Consider the following 18,378-nt stretch of genomic DNA (forward strand, 5'->3'; position numbering starts at 1 on the left):
CGTACAACTGTACGCTAAAGTGCTTTACGAAATCCCGAATAGTTAATAGTAAAAGAGGTATTAAATGAAACGTGCTGTGATTACTGGCCTGGGCATTATCTCGAGCATCGGTAACACCAAAGAAGAAGTTCTTGAGTCTCTGCAAACAGGGCGCTCAGGCATAACTTTCTCTAAAGAATTTGAAGATGCCGGGATGAAATGCAACGTCTGGGGTAATGTGAAACTGGACACAGCCGGTCTTATCGATCGCAAAATTGTGCGTTTCATGAGTGATGCTTCTATTTACGCTTACCTTGCGATGGAACAGGCAATTGCAGACTCAGGTCTGACTCCTGAAATGGTCTCTAACGATCGTACTGGCCTGATCGCCGGTTCTGGCGGCGGTTCTCCACGCAATCAGGTTGCTGGTTCAGACGCGATGCGCGCGACCGGCCTGAAAGGTGTTGGTCCGTTTATGGTAACTAAAGCGATGGCTTCTGGCGTGTCTGCCTGTCTGGCTACGCCGTTCAAAATCCGTGGCGTCAACTACTCCATCAGCTCCGCTTGCGCAACTTCTGCACACTGCATTGGAAACGCTTACGAAATGATTCAGCTCGGCAAGCAGGACGTAGTCTTTGCTGGCGGCGGTGAAGAGCTTTCGTGGGAAATGGCTTGCGAATTCGACGCCATGGGCGCGATGTCACGCAAGTACAATGACAATCCTTCAAAAGCTTCCCGTACCTATGACACCGAGCGTGACGGTTTCGTTATCGCAGGCGGCGGCGGTATGGTTGTCGTTGAAGAGCTCGAGCATGCATTGGCTCGCGGCGCGCACATCTACGCTGAAATCATCGGCTATGGTGCCACCTCAGACGGCGCTGACATGGTCGCTCCTTCTGGTGAAGGCGCGGTACGTTGCATGAAGATGGCGATGCAGGGCGTTGACACCCCAATCGACTACCTGAACGTACACGGGACTTCTACGCCAATCGGCGACAAGAAAGAGATCGGTGCCGTTCGCGAAGTCTTCGGTGAAAATACTCCGGCCATCTCTTCTACCAAAGCCATGACCGGTCACTCACTGGGTGCCGCAGGCGTTCAGGAAGCGATTTACACGCTGCTGATGGCTGAAAACAACTTTATTGCTCCGAGCATTAACATCGAAAACCTCGATGAAGACGTGGTTGGCGCAAACATTATTACCGAACCAACCAAGCGTGAGCTGACTACCGTCATGTCCAACAGCTTCGGTTTTGGTGGCACCAACGCCACTCTGGTGATGCGTAAGATGCCTAACGACCGTTAATTGTCATCGCTGACATAACGTGAGTTAAAACTTCTCCAAGCCCGCCTCGCTGCGGGCTTTGTTTTATCCGTAAATCGCTGTAGCCTGAAGTGTATAATATCCATCCCTTTTTCCTCTGCAATTCATCAACATTTCATATACAATCTCACGCGTCCAGCATCCCAATCGTTTAATGATTTCAAACATGACGGCTTCACTTAATCAGATAGCTCATTCACGTCTTCGCTTTCCTGCCTGGTTGGGCATTTTCGCGATCCTGATGCTATTTGTTGCGCCGATTGTGTCGAAAACGCTGGTGGCGCAGGGCGTGCCAATGCCGATGATGGCCGGTATGGATATGTCTGAGATGGGGTCGCCATCAATAAATACATCATCGATAAATATGCCATCGACTGACGATATGTCATCAATGAATATGTCAGCCCCAGCTGAGTCTGATCATGTCAGACATGATAAATCGACAACTGCGGACTCGTCCTCGCCTGCAACCATGTCAGCCAGCGACATGATGGACGCCGCCTGTGGCTACTGTGTGCTGTTGATGCACCTGCCGCTACTGGCGATGCTGATCCTGCCAATGCTGTGGTCGCGGGCCATTGTTGTTCGACCTTCGCCACCGCGGGCCATTGCCTGCCCAGCCTCGGCGCTAATCTTTAAAGATTCTCAACCTCGTGCACCGCCTGTCCTTGCCTCAGTGGTTTTACCTTTCAAAGCGTAATCCACACTGAAGTCATAAAAAATCTGCTTTCTACAACATAAGCTGCTGTCGGCGAGATTTAATTTGTCCGACTGCGAAGCTATTGATTTTTATGCTGATAAGTTCAGGACTTTTTCTATGAGTTATTCTGCAAGCCGCGAGTATTCCCGTGGTGAACCCGCCAGCAAAGCCGCGGCATTGGCTTTACTCAAGCGCATCCATTTTTACATTGGTTTATTCGTTGGACCTTTTATCTTTATTGCTGCATTAACTGGCGTGCTGTATGTCACAACGCCGCAGATTGAGAATAAAATTTATGCCGATCAGTTGTTTACCTCATCTATTGGCGATGCACAGCCCCTTTCTCGACAGATAGATTCGGCCAGAGCCGTGGTCGGGGAAAAGGCGGAGATCTACGCCATCCGCCCGGCTCCCACCAAGGGTGAAACCACCCGAGTGCAGTTTGCCGAGGCGGGATTAGGGGCTTCAAAAAGCCGGGCAATTTTTGTCGATCCGGTGACACTCGACGTGAAGGGCGATCTGGTGGTGTACGGCACCAGCGGTGTTTTGCCGTTTCGAACCTGGCTGGATGACTTGCATCGGGGCTTATTGCTTGGCGATATAGGAAGAAATTACAGTGAGTTAGCCGCCTCATGGCTGTGGATTGCTACGCTTGGCGGTATATTGCTGTGGGCCTTGACTCGCTCTGACAACAAGCCGGTGCGCAAAGTGACTAAGCAGGGCGCGCGCCTGCGACGCGGGAGTTTATGGCATACCTCGCTGGGGCTGATTTTACTGGGCGGGCTGCTGTTTTTCTCTGCCACTGGCCTAACCTGGTCGCAGTGGGCAGGGAATAATATTGGCATTTTGCGCGCCGAAATGGGCTGGCTTACCCCCTCGGTCAACACGCAGCTAGGCCAGGAAAAACCCGCGCAGCCGGTCGACGAGCATGCCGAACATCGTGGGTCTTCCATGATGGGAATGGGCGCGATGAAAATGGCGATGCCGGACATGCCCGAAATGAACAGCGATATGCCGCTAAACAAACACTCCGTGACCTCGGTGGGCGTTAACTCCGTAACTTTTGATGGTGTCGTTGCTGCGGCGCGTCAGGCTGGTATTGACGCGACCAAAATCGAGATTCGTCCTGCTTATCGCCCAGATAAGGCATGGACCGTCAGTGAAATTGATCGCAGCTGGCCAACGCAGGTAGATGCAGTGTCGGTGGATCCGCACAGTTTCAGCATTGTCGATCACGTTTATTTCGCTAAATTTCCCTTGCTTGCCAAGCTGACGCGTTGGGGCGTTGACGCCCACATGGGCGTGCTGTTTGGCGTATGGAATCAGGTCGCTTTAGTCTTCTTTGGGCTCGGTACCTGCGCGCTAATTGCCTGGGGATACGTGCTGTGGTGGCAACGCCGACCAAAAATGCCCGCTTCGCGCAGCCCTTCAACCACGCTTGTTCAAACCTGGCGTGCGTTGCCAATGTTACTGCGCTGGCTTTTTCTGGCCTTGGTAGTGGCGCTGGCTTTCAGCCTGCCGGTAATGGGCGTGAGTTTGTTGCTGTTTTTGACCGTGGACCAGTTGCGCTGGCTGTTGCAGGCCAGAGCAACTAAATCACAGACGATAACCTCGGCCGGGCAGTCGTAAAAACTGCGCTGAAAAGGCGCAATGGTTGCGCCTTTTTTTCTCTTTTCTGCGAGATATCGCGGAGAGTTGAGCGCCTGCTCTGGCGAAAAGCATGGCTGTAGGGTAACGTCGGCAAATCATTTATCGGTCCTTGAATTTGCGGTATTTTTCTTATGACTAAAACGCTGGGTGTGCTGTTTCGTCCTTTTTTGCATGACCGATTTTTACATATTCTTTTGCTGCTTTGTATTGGGCTGAGCCTGTTTCAGCCCGGCAAAGTGACTCAGTTTGTCGATTTCGTGGATTGGAACACTATCGTTACCCTGTTAGGTCTATTGATGCTGACCAAGGGCGTTGAAATCAGTGGTTATTTTGATTTTGTCGGCCGCAAGATGATTAACGCGCTCGACAATGAGCGCTGGCTGGCACTGTTTCTGGTCACGGCGGCAGCAGTGCTTTCGACTTTTATGACCAACGATGTGGCGCTGTTTATTGTTGTCCCGCTCACCATTACCCTGAAGAAACTCACGGCTTTACCTGTGAATCGACTGATCATTTTTGAGGCGTTGGCGGTTAACGCAGGTTCTTTGCTGACACCCGTGGGCAATCCGCAAAATATTCTGCTGTGGAACCGTTCGGGGCAATCGTTTATCCATTTTATTGCACAGATGACACCGCTGGCGTTGGTCACCATGTTGGCGCTGTTAGTCGTCACCTGGATAAGCTTTCCATCTTTGACGCTGCAAAAAAAGGAGCAGCAGCAAAGTAGCGGCTTTAGTAAACGGCTGCTGGTTGCCTGCGTGGTGCTCTACTTACTGTTTATTGTCTGCGTTGATTTTGGACTGGCGATGTATGGTTTGGCGGCAGTGTTTATTGGTTTTCTATTACTTTCACGACAGGTATTACTGCGCATTGACTGGCCGCTGATCCTGGTTTTTATCGCCATGTTTGTGGATGTTCGGCTGATTGTCAGTCTTGGGCCGTTGCAGCAGGCTTTTGCCAGTATCGCAGGTCTGCCGGAATACGGGCATTACCTGCTGGGATTGGGGCTTTCTCAGGTAATTAGCAACGTTCCAGCCACTATTTTGTTGGTTAACTATGTTCCGGCCAATACGCTGTTGGCCTATGCCGTGAATGCCGGAGGCTTTGGATTGGCAATCGGCTCACTGGCTAATCTCATCGCACTGCGCATGTCTGGGGATAAGGGGATCTGGCTGACCTTTCACTATTACTCGTTCCCGTTTTTAATTTTTAGCGGTGGGGCAGGCTGGGTGTTGCTAAAGCTGCTTTAACGAATCTTGAAAAGATGATTATTTATCATGGCCTAAATGCTGTTGCATCAATGCCAAACGGTCAACGGCGGCTGTGATTTCTGGCGGAGTCAGGGCCGAAAATCCGAGCAACCAACCGTCGTGTGGTGTGTCGGTAATATCTTGAGTCGACAGGTAAAGCGGTGACAGTGGCGGAGTGATTACTCCAAATCGATGCGCCTGCCGGGTTAATTCGGCCTCTTGCCCGCTGGGCAACTTCACCGCCAACTGCAAGCCCCCCGCTGTTGGCAGAGGATCAACCCAGCTACCCAGCTTGTCGTTTATTTGTTCAAGCAGATGATCGCGGCGGCGTTGATAAAGCTGTCGCATATAGCGCAGGTGAGCAGCGAAATGTCCTTGCTGGATAAACTCGGCGGTGACTGCCTGCATTAGCTGGGCAGAATGCCCGTCATATACTGTGCGCAGCTGAATTATGGGTTCAACCAGGCTTGGTGGCAGCACCATATATGCCAGTCGTAAAGAAGGAAACAACACCTTGGAAAAGGTGCCGACGTAAATGACTCGCTGGTGGTGATCAAGCCCCTGCATGGCAGGCAGCGGGCGGCCGTCGTAATGCAATTCGCTGTCGTAGTCATCTTCAATGATCCAGCTTTGATTGAATCTGGCGTACTCAAGCATGGCAATACGTCGCGACAAGCTCATGCTGACACCGGTCGGATATTGGTGCGAGGGAGTCAGATAAATCAGTCGCGGAATGGGCAGGCTGGCATCAAGGTTCATTCCTTGCGGGTCAACCGGCACGGCGTGAATGGTGGCTCCGGCGCTGGTAAACGCGTTTCGCGCCCCGAGATAACCCGGCTCCTCAAGCCACAATGGGTCGCCATTATCAATCAGCAGCGTGGCCAGCAGCTGTAAAGATTGCTGCGAGCTGGTGGTGACGACGATTTGCGCCGCATGGCAGGCAACTCCACGTGACTGCTGCAAATATCCGGCGATAGCCTCGCGCAGTGGAAGATACCCATGTGGATCGCCGTAGCCGAGCAGCTTTTCGCCCTTAAGCCTTAAGCTTTTGTTGGTCAGTTGGCGCCAAAGTTTGAGCGGGAAAACGCGTAGATCGGGAGAACCTGCAGCAAACGGCAGCGGAGTAAGCGGCTCTTTGCATCCTCCGGTGGCAATAATAGCGGCACCTCGCGCGGATAGCACCACAGGCGGATTAGCCTCGCTGTAGCGAGCGTGGTTATTAAGCGTTTTTGCTTTGCTCGAGACTTTGGGCATTGCCGCTATGGCTGCGCCGACACTGACAAATGTTCCTTTACCCACTTGGCGAGTGATATAACCCTCGGCCTCAATTTGGCCATAAGCCGCCTCAACGGTGATACGCGAGATGCCAAGGTCGGCCGCCAACAGGCGTGAAGAGGGCAGGCGTTGCAGTGGTGCCAGCGCACCTTGTCCAATAGCTAGCCTAAGCGCAGCGCAGAGTCTGTCGCGCAGTGAAAACAACGGTGCTTCAGACTGTTCAAACAGCTGAATAAGCGCACCGTAGTGTTTTTTAGCCGCAACCAAATTTTTTTCGCTCAAAATGGGTCTTATAGTTTTAATTAAATTGGTATCAATTATAAGACCAAAAAGCGGCAAGATATGCATCTCCACCGCAGAAATTGATCTGTTCAGGTTGAGAATAAATACGCGAAGCCTTGAAGAATTTAATCAACAGGGCTTACAACAGCATTGAATTACAATCGATTAGGAGAAACCGATGCAGCTACAGTCAAGAGTTCTGGCTTTTCCACCGCCGTCGCCAAACGTTAGCGAGCAGTACCTGCACGCAAAATTGAGTTTTTATACCGATGCCTGGGACGTGGCCGAGGATCTTCGCTTGCAGGTTAGCGAGATTGTGGTCATCGATACCCGTGCAGAGTCGCTGTATCAGGCTGGACACATTCCGGGTGCGGTGAGTTTTCCCCATCGCTTGATGGATGAAGCGAGCACTGCCGCGCTGGATCGTGACAAAGTCTATGTCACTTATTGTGACGGAATCGGCTGCAACGGCTCAACGCAGGGCGCGTATAAGTTGGCCAGATTGGGATTTCGGGTCAAGGAGCTGATTGGCGGATTGGATTTCTGGATACGCGATGGGCATCCATTGGCTAAAGGCGATGAGGCCGGGGTTTATCCGGCCGCTTGGCATTCACAGGACTGCGGCTGCGAGTAAAGACTAAACCACTAACCACAGCACGAGAGCCAGAAGAACGAGCAGGATAACGGTGATCCACACGCCGCTTTTTGGCTGCATTGCAGCAGGTAGCATTGCCACAAACGGGTTGCCGCGAGATTCACTGCGCGAGATTCGGGTCGATTTTTCTTCGACGCGATAACTGCGAGTGGGGCGGTCAACGCGCTGGTTGAAGAGCACGCTGATCAGGGTGTTGACTTGCCCCGGTAACAGTGGAGTGTCCGGCGTTGCATGGAAATTAGTGGCAACATAATCTTTCAGGCGGTGCAGTTCCAGCTCGCTCGCAGGCTGTTTTAGCACGCCCAGCAATGAGGCGAGCGTGGGCGTAGTTTGCTGGCTGATGGTAATTCTCACCTGCGCAAACTGCGTTAGCAGCTGGAAATGTTTCGCTGGAATGGGGTCTCCCACTTTAACGCCGACCATCACAAACAGGTCGTGCCAGATTTTTGTCGGCGCTTCACCGGTTGCCGCGCTGAGTTTGGTCACTGACTGTTGCAGGCTATTGTGTTCGGCGGGCAGCAAAGGTCGGTCCATCACGGCGGTTTGCTGTGGCTGAGGAATAGTCATTTCACGCGACTGAATCAGCAACAACACTTTCTCTAGCTGCTCGTGGCTCAGTTGGCTAAGCACGGTGTGGCCAAAGTTTTGACGAATAAAATCGCTTACCGCCTGCCGATTGTTACCCTGCGGCAAAAGCTCGGTCAGCTGTTGCATCAATTGGCGCGTCGCATGGCTGTTCTGAGCCTGATGTAGTTTGGCCAACAGTAAGGTTTCAGCCTGACTATATTGGCTGGCGCTGATTTCTGCATCGTGAGGTAAGGCAAGATCGTGCCGCAAGTTGGCCCAAATCTCAGCGGATTTCATGGCAGTCAATACCATGAGTTTAACGATCAGCTTTTCCAGAGTGGTGCGCTGAGCAGGAGTAAGAGGGTGATTTTCACCTGCTCCGGCAGGGACTGTTTGGCCATCAGTCTGTTCCCGATTGTTGTCATCGGGTGAGCGGCCACTCAAAGGTTGCATATTACCAGTCCTTGCTAAGAGGTTTTATCTCCCACCGATGAAATTGGCGGGCAGATAGGAGTGTTAATCACGGCGTCAAACGCACAAGGCCGACATCATACAGATAAAACCCGGTAATCGACACCGTGATTGCCTCTATAGCAGAGATTCTTTCCGTTAATTTTCCTGCTTATTCTCGACCAGAGTGGCAGGTCGGCGGCGTCCATACAGTGGTGTGCGTAGCCTCTGCGCCAGAACCACGCCAAACAGGGTAATTCCGCCACCTATCAGGTGGTAATTTTGCAGTTGCTCATGCAGGAAAATCACTGCGACGATAGCGGTGAAAATCGGCGTCAGGTTCATAAAAATAGTGGCCAGGTTTGCGCCGAGATGCTGTACGCCTTTGATCCACAAAAATGGCGCAATGATCGATGCCGGTATCCCGGCAAACAGCACCAGAGGGATGTTGTGCGCAGTTAATTCTACATTACTGGCCATCAGGAAATTAGGCACTAGCATCACAACGCCAAAAATAATCTGGATATAAAGCGATTGCCAGTTTGGAACCGGAATCGCCCAGCGCTTGGTCAGTACGCCGTAGAGAGCATAGGACGACGAAGCGGCAAACATCATCACTTCCCCGGTGCCAATGCCTTGTTGCAACAGCAGCCCCGGATGGCCGGAACTGACCAGCCAAATCAGTCCACCCAAGGAAATCAAACTACCTAAGGCAATGCCGACAGTCGGCACCACGGAAAGGACCACCAGGCTTATCAACACGGTAAGCAGCGGAATTAAAGAGGCGATGATCCCCATAAACAGCGCGCTGACGCTGTGGGCTGCGTAGTAAGCCAGGCTTTGATAAAGCACCATGCCCAGCAGTCCGAGGATCATAAACTTCCACCAATATTTCTTGATTTCGACCCGATTACGCCAAACGCCCGGCAAAATAAACGGCGTCAGGGTGACCAGCGCCAGCAGCCAGCGATAAAAAGAAATGGCGGCGGGATCAATAGCACCGGCCGCGGCCTTGCTGACTACGGCATTTAATGACCAGATCAACACCGCGAAGAGAGGGAAAAGGAGATTCATGAGTTCCATCCAGAAAAAATTGTCCGGCTAGTGTAGTGCTGTCTGATTTGTTATATATACCGATAATCAGACATCTTTACGCATTAATCAGCCAACCTGCTGAATTGTTTAATTAGGCATTGTGGAAAGGCAGAATTACCGGAAAAAATATGACCTCTTTACGGCGCGGACGCACGACACCCAATACTTTTCCACTTTCGACGCTGATACCTGAAACCCTGCTCTTTCGGGGTGAAACCGTCAGCGCCAATACCGAGTATGCTACTCATTCGCACCCTTGGAGCCAGATTATCTGCGTAAAATCAGGCGTGTTGACGATGGAGGTGTCGGGCCAGCGTTATCTGGCACCGCCAGAATTCGCTTTTTGGCTGCCCGCCGGTACGGAACACTCGAGCTACAATCGTAAAACCACTCGCTTTTACGCCATTGATATTGCGAACAGTTTTGATAAAGATTTGCCGAAGACTGCCTGCCTGCTGAATCTTACGCCAGTCTTTAATGCCATTGCCGAAGACTGTTTCTCGCGCAATTTGTCGGTGCCCCAAACCGCGGCCGACATGCGTTTGTGCCAGGTATTGCTGGATCAAATCGCTATTTGCCCGCGCCTGAGTACCTATCTGCCAGGATCGCAGGACAAATTGCTGGCCCCGGTATTGTCGGCGCTGGAAAAGGACCCGGCGAATAATCAGTCGTTGGCCGAATGGGCGAAGCAGGTTTATACCTCTGAACGCACTTTATCGCGCCGCTGTCAGCAACAACTGGGCATGGCGTTTAGCGAATGGCGGCAAAGATTGCGTTTTCTTCACGCGATTTCACTGCTTGAGCAGGGTAAAAGCGTCGGCGAGGTCGCGCTGGATGTCGGCTACAGCTCGTCATCCGCGTTTATTGCCATGTTTGTGCAAATTGCTGGTACTACGCCACAGCGTTTTCGCACTGAACAATAAGGTAATAAAGAATAGTTTGATTCACCAGGGTCTTTGTAAATCGCTGAGCAGCTATTGGGTATAACTAGCCCGCGAGCTATGGCAAAATGGCCGCCGATATTTTTCTATTTTTAGCATGGCAAGCGGAGACAAGCGTGAAAATCCTGGTTGATGAAAATATGCCTTATGCGGTCGAGCTGTTCAGCCGATTGGGTGAAGTTCAGGCCGTTCCCGGTCGTCCGATCCCTAAAGAAGCACTGGCATCTGCAGATGCGCTGATGGTGCGCTCGGTTACAAAGGTTAATGAAAGTTTGCTCAGCGATACGCCGGTCAAGTTTGTCGGTACCGCAACGGCTGGCACCGATCACGTTGATGATGGCTGGCTGCAACAGGCCGGCATTGGTTTCTCTGCGGCGCCTGGCTGTAATGCTATTGCCGTGGTGGAATACGTCTTCTCTTCGCTATTGATTTTGGCCCAGCGCGACGGTTTCTCTCTGCGCGATAAAACCATTGGTATTGTCGGCGTGGGTAATGTTGGCTCTCGTCTTAATGCTCGCCTGACTGCTCTGGGTATCCGCACGCTGCTGTGCGATCCTCCACGCGCGGCCCGTGATACCAGCGAAACCTTCTGCTCAATTGACAAGATAGTGGCTGAAGCCGATATTCTGACTTTCCACACCCCGTTGAACCCGTCTGGCCCGGATAAAACTCTTCATTTGGTTGATGTGGCGATGCTCGAAGCTTTAAAGCCGGGCGCAATCCTAATCAACGCTTGCCGTGGCGAGGTTGTAGATAACGCAGCGTTGCTGAACGCGCTTAACGGCGAGAAGAAACTCACCGCCGTGCTGGACGTGTGGGAGCCGGAGCCGGATCTCAATCTGGCGTTGCTGGACAAGGTGGCTATCGGCACCGCACACATTGCCGGTTACAGCCTTGAAGGCAAGGCGCGCGGTACCACGCAGGTGTTCGAAGCCTACAGCCAGTTTATCGGCCAGCCGCAGCAAGTGCCTTTGGCCAGCCTGCTTCCTGCGCCAGAGTTTGCCGAGGTTTCTCTGGCCGGTGAGTTGACCGAAGCGAAACTGCTTCGACTGGCGCACTTAGTGTATGATGTGCGCCGCGATGATGCGCCGCTGAGAAGAGTGGCGGGTAAAAGCGGTGAGTTTGACCGCCTGCGCAAGTTTTATGAAGAGCGCCGTGAGTGGTCTTCGCTGCTGGTGCACTGTGATAATCAGGGCACGGCAGACCTGCTGAAAAAACTCGGCTTTAATAGCGACGTAGCCTAAGTTTCTCATAATTATTGTTCGTTATACTGTCGTATAAAATTTGAGGGCGGGTTAATCCCCGCCCCTTTTAGTCTGTAGTCTGAAATTTCTGGAGAATACCAACATGTCTGATGGCTGGAATATTGCGCTGCTTGGCGCCACTGGTGCTGTAGGTGACGCGCTGCTGGAGCTGCTGTCTGAACGTCAGTTCCCGGTTGGTGAGCTTTTCCCGCTGGCGAGTGAGCGCACCGCCGGACAAACTATTCGTTACAACGGCAAAAGCATTCTGGTTCGCGATGCGGCCGATTTCGACTGGTCTCAAGTGCAGATGGCGTTCTTTGTAGCCGGTAAAGAAGCCTCGGCAAAATACGCCGAAGAAGCGGCTAATCAAGGTTGTCTGGTGATCGACAGCAGCGGTCTGTTCGCCATGGAAAATGATATTCCGCTGGTGGTGCCGGGGGTGAATCCTGACGTGCTCGCACATTATCGAAACCGCAATATTGTTGCCGTAGCCGACAGCCTGACCAGCCAGCTGCTCACCGCCATCAAACCGCTGACTGAGCTGGCCGGGTTGTCGCGTTTGCACGTTACCTCTCTGTTGTCGGTATCCGCGTTGGGTAAAGCGGCAGTTGACGATCTGGCCGGGCAAAGTGCGCGCCTGCTTAACGGCATTCCGGCCGAAGAAGGTATTTTCAGCAAACAGCTGGCCTTTAATCTGCTACCGCTGCTTAACGACAGCGAAGGCAGCGTGCTTGAAGAGCGCCGCCTGGTGGATCAGGTGCGTAAAGTGGTACAGGACGACGGTTTGCCAATCTCCGTCAGTTGCGTACAGTCGCCGGTATTTTACGGCCATGCGCAGGTTGTCCACCTTGAAGGCCTGCGTCCACTGTCTGCCGAAGAAGCCCGCACCGAGCTGGAACAGGCCGACGATATCAATGTCAGCGAAGAAGACGATTTCCCGACTCAGGTCAGTGATGCTTCCGGTAATGCCTCATTGAGCATCGGTTGTATCCGCAACGATTACGGTATTCCCGAGCTGATTCAGTTCTGGTCGGTGGCCGATAACGTGCGTTTTGGTGGCGCGCTGATGGCCGTTGAAACGGCTGAAAAACTGATCCAGGAGTATTGGTACTAATGTCTGAGCAGGAACTCTCCGAGCAGCGCCCGCCAGTCATTGCCGAGCGCATTGCTTTGGGAATCGAGTATGACGGCAGTCAATATTATGGTTGGCAGCGTCAGCAAAATGTAAGCAGCGTTCAAGAATGTCTGGAAAAAGCACTAAGCCGCGTGGCCGATACGCCTATCACCGTGCAGTGTGCGGGTCGAACCGACGCGGGCGTGAGTGCCACCGGGCAAGTTGTACATTTCGACACGCCGGTTGTTCGTAAAGATGCTGCGTGGACTATGGGCGTGAATACGCATCTGCCAAAAGACATTGCGGTGCGCTGGGTCAGTCACGTTGCCGACGATTTTCATGCGCGTTTTACCGCCACGGCGCGTCGTTATCGCTATGTAATTTACAACCACCGCTACCGCCCCGGCATCCTCAGTCATGGAATAACTCACGTCCATATGCCTTTGGATGTTGAAAAAATGCAGCGAGCAGGGCAATGTTTGCTGGGCGAAAATGACTTTACTTCATTTCGCGCCGTTCAATGTCAGTCGAGAACGCCCTGGCGTTTTATGATCCATCTGAACGTGAGTCGTTTTGGACATTATGTGGTGGTTGATATCAAGGCCAATGCCTTTGTTCACCATATGGTGCGAAATATTGTTGGCAGTCTGGTTGAAGTTGGCGCTGGTAACCAGCCAGAAAGCTGGATGGCAGAACTGTTGGCGGCAAAAAATCGTAATCTTGCCGCTGCTACCGCCAAGGCGGAAGGTTTATATCTTGTTGGCGTTGATTATCCAGAGAAATTTGCTTTACCGAAAGTAACTCTGGGCCCGCTGTTTCTTGCCGATTAAAGGACATTTGAGGTAACACCATGGAATTCATCCACTATATCGTTGATTTTATCCTGCATATTGATGTGCATCTCACCGAACTGGTCGCTAATTATGGCGTCTGGGTTTATGCCATTTTGTTCCTGATACTATTTTGCGAAACCGGATTGGTGGTTACGCCGTTCCTGCCGGGTGATTCTTTGCTGTTTGTTGCCGGTGCGCTGGCAGCACTGCCTTCCAACAGTCTGGATGTTCATTTGATGGCATTCTTGATGGTGGTTGCTGCGGTTGCGGGTGATGCGGTTAACTACACAGTCGGGCGTTTGTTTGGTGCAAAACTGTTCGCAAATCCAAACTCTAAGATTTTTCGCAGGAGTTATTTAGAACAAACGCACAAGTTTTACGAGAAACACGGCGGCAAAACCATTATTCTTGCGCGCTTTGTCCCAATTGTTCGTACTTTTGCACCGTTTGTTGCCGGCATGGGGCGTATGTCTTATCGACAGTTTGCTACCTATAACGTGATCGGCGCGCTATTTTGGGTGCTGTTATTGACTTACGCTGGCTACCTTTTTGGCAACGTGCCATTTGTGCAGAACAATTTGAAATTCGTGATTGTCGCAATTATCGTTGTCTCTGTTTTGCCAGCAATTATTGAGGTGATCCGTCACCGTAAAACCGCTGGCAAAGCTGGAGAGCGACCAAACTGACAGGCAGGGGAATCCTTGTAATCAGGGCGAATTATTAAAATTAAAGGCATTAAACCAAAGGGTAAGACCAGTTTTTTATCTACAGTCTTCGACTGTTATGGTTTAATGAGCGACATTTGTGGTCTGTTCCTGCGAACAACCCTCTCTGGCGGATATTTTATTGTGGCGTCTGCTGCATAGAATCTCCGGGGAATCTGGGGTGGTTATATGTTTTAAAGCAGGGGACTTGTTACAGCATGAACAGCGAACTGGCATTTGCCAGGTTCAAACAGAAAGGTCATCGATGAGCTGGATTGAACGAATTCTTAATAAAAGCAACATCTCGCAAACCCGTAAGGCAAGCATTCCAGAGGGTGTCTGGACCAAATGCGATAGCTGTGGTCAGGTGTTATACCGCGCTGAATTAGAGCGCAATCTGATGGTTTGTCCTAAGTGTGATCACCACATGCGCATGTCAGCGCGCATGCGTCTGTTCACCTTTATGGATGAAGGGAGCGAGGTCGAATTGGGTAGTGAACTTGAGCCTAAAGACATTCTCAAGTTTAAAGACTCCAAAAAATATAAAGATCGTCTGCTTGCAGCTCAAAAAGAGACAGATGAAAAAGACGCAATGGTGGTGATGAAGGGCACGCTGTACGGTATGCCAATCGTTGTAGCTGCGTTTGAATTTGCTTTCATGGGCGGTTCAATGGCATCGGTTGTGGGTGCTCGTTTCGTCCGCGCTGTCGAGCAGGCCATCGAAGACAACTGCCCGTTGGTGTGTTTCTCGGCCAGTGGCGGCGCGCGTATGCAAGAAGCATTGATGTCATTGATGCAAATGGCAAAAACCAGTGCTGCTTTGGCGAAACTGCAAGAGCGCGGTTTGCCGTACATCTCTGTGCTGACTGACCCAACAATGGGTGGCGTTTCTGCGAGTCTGGCAATGCTTGGTGATATCAACGTGGCTGAGCCTAAAGCGTTGATCGGTTTTGCCGGTCCTCGCGTTATCGAGCAGACCGTGCGTGAAAAACTGCCGCCTGGCTTCCAGCGTAGTGAGTTCCTGATCGAGAAAGGCGCGATTGATATGATTGTTCGCCGTGCCGATTTGCGTAACAAGCTGGGCAGCGTGTTGGCCAAACTGACCGGCCGTCCTAAGCCTAAAGTTGTTGAAGCGCCGGTAGTTGCCGCTGCTGATGTAAAATCTGACAACGATCAGGGTGCATAACTGGCTGGAAACTTAGCCTTTGCGGTTTAAATAAGGCGGCAAATCTCTTTGCCGCCTTTGTTATACCCGGAATGTACAAGTAAAAGTACGGCGGGTGTAAGTTGTATGGGCTGTTATCCAGCGTCGTGCGCAAAGTACTGACAAAGGGGCATTGCCTGTCGTAAAGTCCGGTAATGCATGTCCTTCAGAATCGTTATGAATCTGAACAGATTAAGTTAGGCGGGACTTATGCAAAACACTCCTATTCCTCAAGCCACGTCGCCTTTGGTCACGTGGCTTTGTTATCTCGAAAATCTCCATTCTCAGGCCATTGAACTGGGTCTCGATCGCGTTAAAACGGTCGCCACCCGCATGGATCTTTTAACCCCCGCGCCTCAGGTTTTCACCGTGGCAGGAACCAACGGCAAAGGCACTACTTGCCGCACGCTTGAAGCCGTGCTGATGGCAGCCGGTTATCGCGTCGGGGTTTACAGCTCGCCGCATCTGGTGCGTTACACCGAGCGCGTGCGCATTCAGGGCCAGGAGCTTACCGAAGCCGAGCATTGCCAGTCTTTCGCCCTGCTTGAGGCGGGACGCGGCGAGGTGTCATTAACCTATTTTGAATACGGCACTCTGTCGGCGCTACAGCTGTTCAAACAGGCGGCGCTGGATGTGGTAATTCTGGAAGTCGGACTGGGCGGTCGTTTAGATGCAACCAACATTGTTGATGCCAACGTCGCCGTCGTTACCAGTATTGCGCTAGACCATACTGACTGGCTGGGCCCGGATCGCGAAAGTATTGGTCGCGAAAAAGCCGGTGTGTTCCGTGGTCAGCGCCCAGCGGTGGTTGGTGAGCTTGCTATGCCCGCCACTATTGCCGAGGTTGCGCGCGAGAAAGGCGCTGAGCTTCATCGCGTGGGCCATGACTGGCACTATCAGGTGGAGCAAAATAGTTGGAGCTGGCGCTGTGACGCCGACGGCGTTGCATTGGACGACCTGCCGCTGCCAAACGTGCCGCTGGCGAATGCCGCAACTGCGCTGGCCGCGCTACATTATTGCGAGCTAAACGTTTCCATTGATGCCATTCGCCACGGCTTGCAGCAGGCTTCTCTGCCAGGCCGTTTCCAGCTGGTCAGCGAAGCGCCGCGCCTGATCCTCGACGTAGCGCATAATCCGCACGCTGCCGGTTATCTGGCCGGTAAACTTTCTGATTTGCCAAGGCAGGGTGGAAAAGTACGTGCAGTTATCGGCATGTTGTTGGATAAAGACATAGCCGGGACGTTGGACTGCCTTAAGCCGCAGGTTGATGTCTGGTACTGTGCGCCTCTGGAAGGCCCGCGCGGTGCCGACGTTGCTGCGTTGACAGAGCATCTTCCCGGTGCGTTTTCGTTCACTGACGTGGTGAGCGCATGGAAACAGGCGATGCAGGATGCTGAAAGTCAGGATATTGTTATAGTCTGTGGATCATTTCATACCGTAGCGCATGTGATGGCTGCGTTGGATACGGGGAATACCAGTGGCAAGTAAGTTTCAAAATCGTCTGGTTGGCACCGTAATTCTGGTCGCGTTGGGAGTGATTATTCTTCCCGGGCTGCTTGATGGAAAAAAGAAGCACTATGAGGATGAGTTTGCCTCTATTCCTTTGGTGCCAAAAGCGGGTGATACAGAAGTGCAGGGCAGTGCCGGTCCAGTGACCCAGTCGTTGCCAGCCCAGCCGCCGGAAGGCGCGGGCGAAGCGGTCAATGCCGGAGCCGCCGAGGCAGCACACGCCGCGGCTCAGGCACAGGGTGAAGATGATCAGGGTGGCAGCGCGCCACAGATCACACTGCCGCCAAAATCGACCTCTCAGCCCAAAATGGTCAGTCAGCCAAAAACGCTGACGCCGCCGACAATGACCGAGTCTCGCCAGCAACAGCAGAGCAGAACGGCGCAGTCGAAACCGGTCGAACCGAAAAAAGCCGAGCCGAAAAAAGCAGAGCCTAAGCCAGTAGAAACAACCAGGACTGAAACCAAACCGCAAACGCCGGAAAAAGCGCCGGTTGGTCAGTCTTATGTTGTTCAGCTGGGAGCGCTGAAAAACGCAGACAAGGTGAATGAAATCGTCGCTAAACTGCGTCTTTCGGGGTATCGCGCCTACACGGTTCCGTCCTCGCCGGTACAAGGACAGATAACTCGAGTGTTTGTCGGGCCTGAGGCAAATAAGCAAAATCTTGAGGCTTCATTGCCGCAGCTGAAAAACGTCAGCGGATTAAGCGGAGTCGTGCGTTCCTACGCTGCGCACTAAACGGCTTTCATTCAGTCATTGCTTCACCCTCTATGCCCTGGTCTGCGAGTTATCTGCGTGGCCGGGGCCTAGGCAGTAACAGGTATCTCACGCGATTTGAGGTGGGATACAGTAAGCGTTATGTGCCTTTATTATTTAATAAAGTTTTCGCAAGTTTTGTTATCTTTTTGCGGTGATTGATGTTTTTTTCACCGTTGTGATTAATTTGGCTGACCGGCAGATTTCCCCTACGCAAACGTTTTCTTTTTCTGTTAGAATTCGCCGCGAAATGGATGCCGGGCGAGTTGTTCCCAAAATCATTGTCGCTTTTGCGAGAAAGATAGCGGGTCTTATCCTGGATGAGAGACAGATAAAGTGATGGTCTGGATTGATTACGTCATTATTGCGGTTATCGGGTTTTCTGCTTTAGTTAGCCTGATTCGAGGTTTTGTTCGCGAAGCCTTATCATTGGTAACCTGGGGTTGCGCTTTCTTTGTTGCCAGCCACTATTATCCTTACCTCGCCGTCTATTTCACACGTTTCGGAGATGAAGTCGTCCGAAACGGGATCGCAATCGGTATCTTGTTCATCGCGACGTTGATCGTAGGTGCCATTGTCAACTATGTGATCAGTTCATTGGTCGAGCGTACCGGGCTATCAGGTACCGACCGGGTATTAGGCGTCTGTTTTGGCGCACTGCGCGGCGTGTTAATCGTTTCCGCAGGGCTGTTCTTTCTCGACACCTTTACCAGCTTTTCGCAGAGTGAAGACTGGAAGCAGTCACAGTTGATCCCGCAGTTTAGTTATATCATCAGGTGGTTCTTTGACTACCTGCAGAGCACGTCGAGTTTCTTGCCAAAGCATATTTAACTTTGGCAGCGCTGATG

The 18,378-nt window shown here is 52.0% G+C and carries 17 protein-coding genes; 14 read left to right on the forward strand and 3 right to left on the reverse strand.

The genetic code is table 11. The features are described from left to right. The first annotated feature begins 64 nt into the window (after nt 1-64). From fabB to SPM24T3_RS08940, 4 genes are all read left to right on the forward strand, one after another. Entirely contained in the window at nt 65-1,285 is a 1,221-nt protein-coding gene (fabB, locus tag SPM24T3_RS08925) for a beta-ketoacyl-ACP synthase I (RefSeq protein ID WP_009636414.1), read from the forward strand. 184 nt (nt 1,286-1,469) lie between these two features. After that, nucleotides 1,470-2,003 carry a DUF2946 domain-containing protein gene (locus SPM24T3_RS08930; protein WP_009636415.1) on the forward strand — a complete coding sequence of 178 codons (534 nt, stop codon included), beginning with the start codon at nt 1,470-1,472 and terminating at the stop codon, nt 2,001-2,003. 117 nt (nt 2,004-2,120) lie between these two features. Next, entirely contained in the window at nt 2,121-3,632 is a 1,512-nt protein-coding gene (locus tag SPM24T3_RS08935; RefSeq protein WP_009636416.1) for a PepSY domain-containing protein, read from the forward strand. A 152-nt stretch (nt 3,633-3,784) separates the two neighbouring features. After that, nucleotides 3,785-4,903: an SLC13 family permease gene (locus SPM24T3_RS08940; protein WP_009636417.1), complete on the forward strand. Its 1,119-nt coding sequence runs from the start codon at nt 3,785-3,787 to the stop codon at nt 4,901-4,903. Between the two features lie 18 nt (nt 4,904-4,921). Here SPM24T3_RS08940 and SPM24T3_RS08945 read toward each other — a convergent pair whose 3' ends face one another. Continuing rightward, nucleotides 4,922-6,526, reverse strand: coding sequence for a PLP-dependent aminotransferase family protein (locus tag SPM24T3_RS08945; protein WP_009636418.1), 1,605 nt, complete (start codon nt 6,524-6,526; stop codon nt 4,922-4,924). A gap of 112 nt (nt 6,527-6,638) precedes the next feature. Here SPM24T3_RS08945 and SPM24T3_RS08950 point away from each other — a divergent pair, with 112 nt between their 5' ends. Then, the gene (locus SPM24T3_RS08950) at nt 6,639-7,094 is read left to right on the forward strand and encodes a rhodanese-like domain-containing protein (protein ID WP_009636419.1); all 456 of its coding nucleotides are present in this window, start codon (nt 6,639-6,641) and stop codon (nt 7,092-7,094) included. A gap of 3 nt (nt 7,095-7,097) precedes the next feature. Here the strand turns inward: SPM24T3_RS08950 and flk are convergent, their stop codons facing one another. Together flk and SPM24T3_RS08960 are read right to left on the reverse strand one after the other, a co-directional pair. After that, nucleotides 7,098-8,135 (reverse strand): flagella biosynthesis regulator Flk, encoded by a 1,038-nt coding sequence (gene flk, locus SPM24T3_RS08955; RefSeq protein ID WP_009636420.1) that lies wholly within the window; start codon nt 8,133-8,135, stop codon nt 7,098-7,100. Nucleotides 8,136-8,291: 156 nt separating this feature from the next. Then, entirely contained in the window at nt 8,292-9,206 is a 915-nt protein-coding gene (locus SPM24T3_RS08960) for a DMT family transporter (protein WP_009636421.1), read from the reverse strand. Nucleotides 9,207-9,355: 149 nt separating this feature from the next. Between SPM24T3_RS08960 and SPM24T3_RS08965 the strand changes: the two genes are divergently transcribed. The 9 genes from SPM24T3_RS08965 (at nt 9,356) to cvpA (ending at nt 18,361) form a co-directional block, all read left to right on the forward strand. Next, nucleotides 9,356-10,150: a helix-turn-helix domain-containing protein gene (locus SPM24T3_RS08965; RefSeq protein WP_009636422.1), complete on the forward strand. Its 795-nt coding sequence runs from the start codon at nt 9,356-9,358 to the stop codon at nt 10,148-10,150. 134 nt (nt 10,151-10,284) lie between these two features. Then, complete coding sequence (gene pdxB, locus SPM24T3_RS08970; RefSeq protein ID WP_009636423.1) at nt 10,285-11,412, forward strand: 4-phosphoerythronate dehydrogenase PdxB; 1,128 nt, start codon at nt 10,285-10,287, stop codon at nt 11,410-11,412. A 103-nt stretch (nt 11,413-11,515) separates the two neighbouring features. Beyond that, a complete protein-coding gene (locus tag SPM24T3_RS08975; RefSeq protein WP_009636425.1) occupies nt 11,516-12,526 on the forward strand; it encodes an aspartate-semialdehyde dehydrogenase in 1,011 nt (336 codons plus the stop codon). Then, on the forward strand, nt 12,526-13,356 hold the full coding sequence (gene truA / locus SPM24T3_RS08980; protein ID WP_009636426.1) for a tRNA pseudouridine(38-40) synthase TruA: 831 nt from the start codon (nt 12,526-12,528) through the stop codon (nt 13,354-13,356). The genes SPM24T3_RS08975 and truA overlap by 1 nt, the downstream gene beginning before the upstream one ends. A gap of 20 nt (nt 13,357-13,376) precedes the next feature. Next, nucleotides 13,377-14,045, forward strand: a complete 669-nt coding sequence (locus tag SPM24T3_RS08985) for a DedA family protein (RefSeq protein ID WP_009636427.1) — start codon at nt 13,377-13,379, stop codon at nt 14,043-14,045. Nucleotides 14,046-14,328: 283 nt separating this feature from the next. Next, entirely contained in the window at nt 14,329-15,249 is a 921-nt protein-coding gene (gene accD, locus SPM24T3_RS08990; RefSeq protein ID WP_009636428.1) for an acetyl-CoA carboxylase, carboxyltransferase subunit beta, read from the forward strand. Between the two features lie 228 nt (nt 15,250-15,477). Continuing rightward, nucleotides 15,478-16,755: a bifunctional tetrahydrofolate synthase/dihydrofolate synthase gene (gene folC, locus SPM24T3_RS08995; protein ID WP_009636430.1), complete on the forward strand. Its 1,278-nt coding sequence runs from the start codon at nt 15,478-15,480 to the stop codon at nt 16,753-16,755. Next, complete coding sequence (gene dedD, locus SPM24T3_RS09000) at nt 16,745-17,512, forward strand: cell division protein DedD (RefSeq protein ID WP_009636431.1); 768 nt, start codon at nt 16,745-16,747, stop codon at nt 17,510-17,512. The genes folC and dedD overlap by 11 nt, the downstream gene beginning before the upstream one ends. A 357-nt stretch (nt 17,513-17,869) precedes the next feature. Then, nucleotides 17,870-18,361: a colicin V production protein gene (cvpA, locus tag SPM24T3_RS09005; RefSeq protein ID WP_009636432.1), complete on the forward strand. Its 492-nt coding sequence runs from the start codon at nt 17,870-17,872 to the stop codon at nt 18,359-18,361. Nucleotides 18,362-18,378 lie beyond the last annotated feature (17 nt).

The sequence above is a fragment of the Serratia sp. M24T3 genome, assembly GCF_000257645.1.
Classification (GTDB): domain Bacteria; phylum Pseudomonadota; class Gammaproteobacteria; order Enterobacterales; family Enterobacteriaceae; genus Rouxiella.

Coding starts and splice junctions, on each gene's coding strand:
- SPM24T3_RS08940 (WP_009636417.1), top strand. CDS start 3,785: ATGACTAAAACGCTGGGTGTGCTGTTTCGTCCTTTTTTGCATGACCGA.
- SPM24T3_RS08930 (WP_009636415.1), top strand. CDS start 1,470: ATGACGGCTTCACTTAATCAGATAGCTCATTCACGTCTTCGCTTTCCT.
- SPM24T3_RS08985 (WP_009636427.1), top strand. CDS start 13,377: ATGGAATTCATCCACTATATCGTTGATTTTATCCTGCATATTGATGTG.
- flk (WP_009636420.1), bottom strand. CDS start 8,135: ATGCAACCTTTGAGTGGCCGCTCACCCGATGACAACAATCGGGAACAG.
- SPM24T3_RS08960 (WP_009636421.1), bottom strand. CDS start 9,206: ATGAATCTCCTTTTCCCTCTCTTCGCGGTGTTGATCTGGTCATTAAAT.
- accD (WP_009636428.1), top strand. CDS start 14,329: ATGAGCTGGATTGAACGAATTCTTAATAAAAGCAACATCTCGCAAACC.
- SPM24T3_RS08975 (WP_009636425.1), top strand. CDS start 11,516: ATGTCTGATGGCTGGAATATTGCGCTGCTTGGCGCCACTGGTGCTGTA.
- cvpA (WP_009636432.1), top strand. CDS start 17,870: ATGGTCTGGATTGATTACGTCATTATTGCGGTTATCGGGTTTTCTGCT.
- truA (WP_009636426.1), top strand. CDS start 12,526: ATGTCTGAGCAGGAACTCTCCGAGCAGCGCCCGCCAGTCATTGCCGAG.
- SPM24T3_RS08945 (WP_009636418.1), bottom strand. CDS start 6,526: ATGCATATCTTGCCGCTTTTTGGTCTTATAATTGATACCAATTTAATT.
- SPM24T3_RS08950 (WP_009636419.1), top strand. CDS start 6,639: ATGCAGCTACAGTCAAGAGTTCTGGCTTTTCCACCGCCGTCGCCAAAC.
- SPM24T3_RS08965 (WP_009636422.1), top strand. CDS start 9,356: ATGACCTCTTTACGGCGCGGACGCACGACACCCAATACTTTTCCACTT.
- folC (WP_009636430.1), top strand. CDS start 15,478: ATGCAAAACACTCCTATTCCTCAAGCCACGTCGCCTTTGGTCACGTGG.
- SPM24T3_RS08935 (WP_009636416.1), top strand. CDS start 2,121: ATGAGTTATTCTGCAAGCCGCGAGTATTCCCGTGGTGAACCCGCCAGC.
- fabB (WP_009636414.1), top strand. CDS start 65: ATGAAACGTGCTGTGATTACTGGCCTGGGCATTATCTCGAGCATCGGT.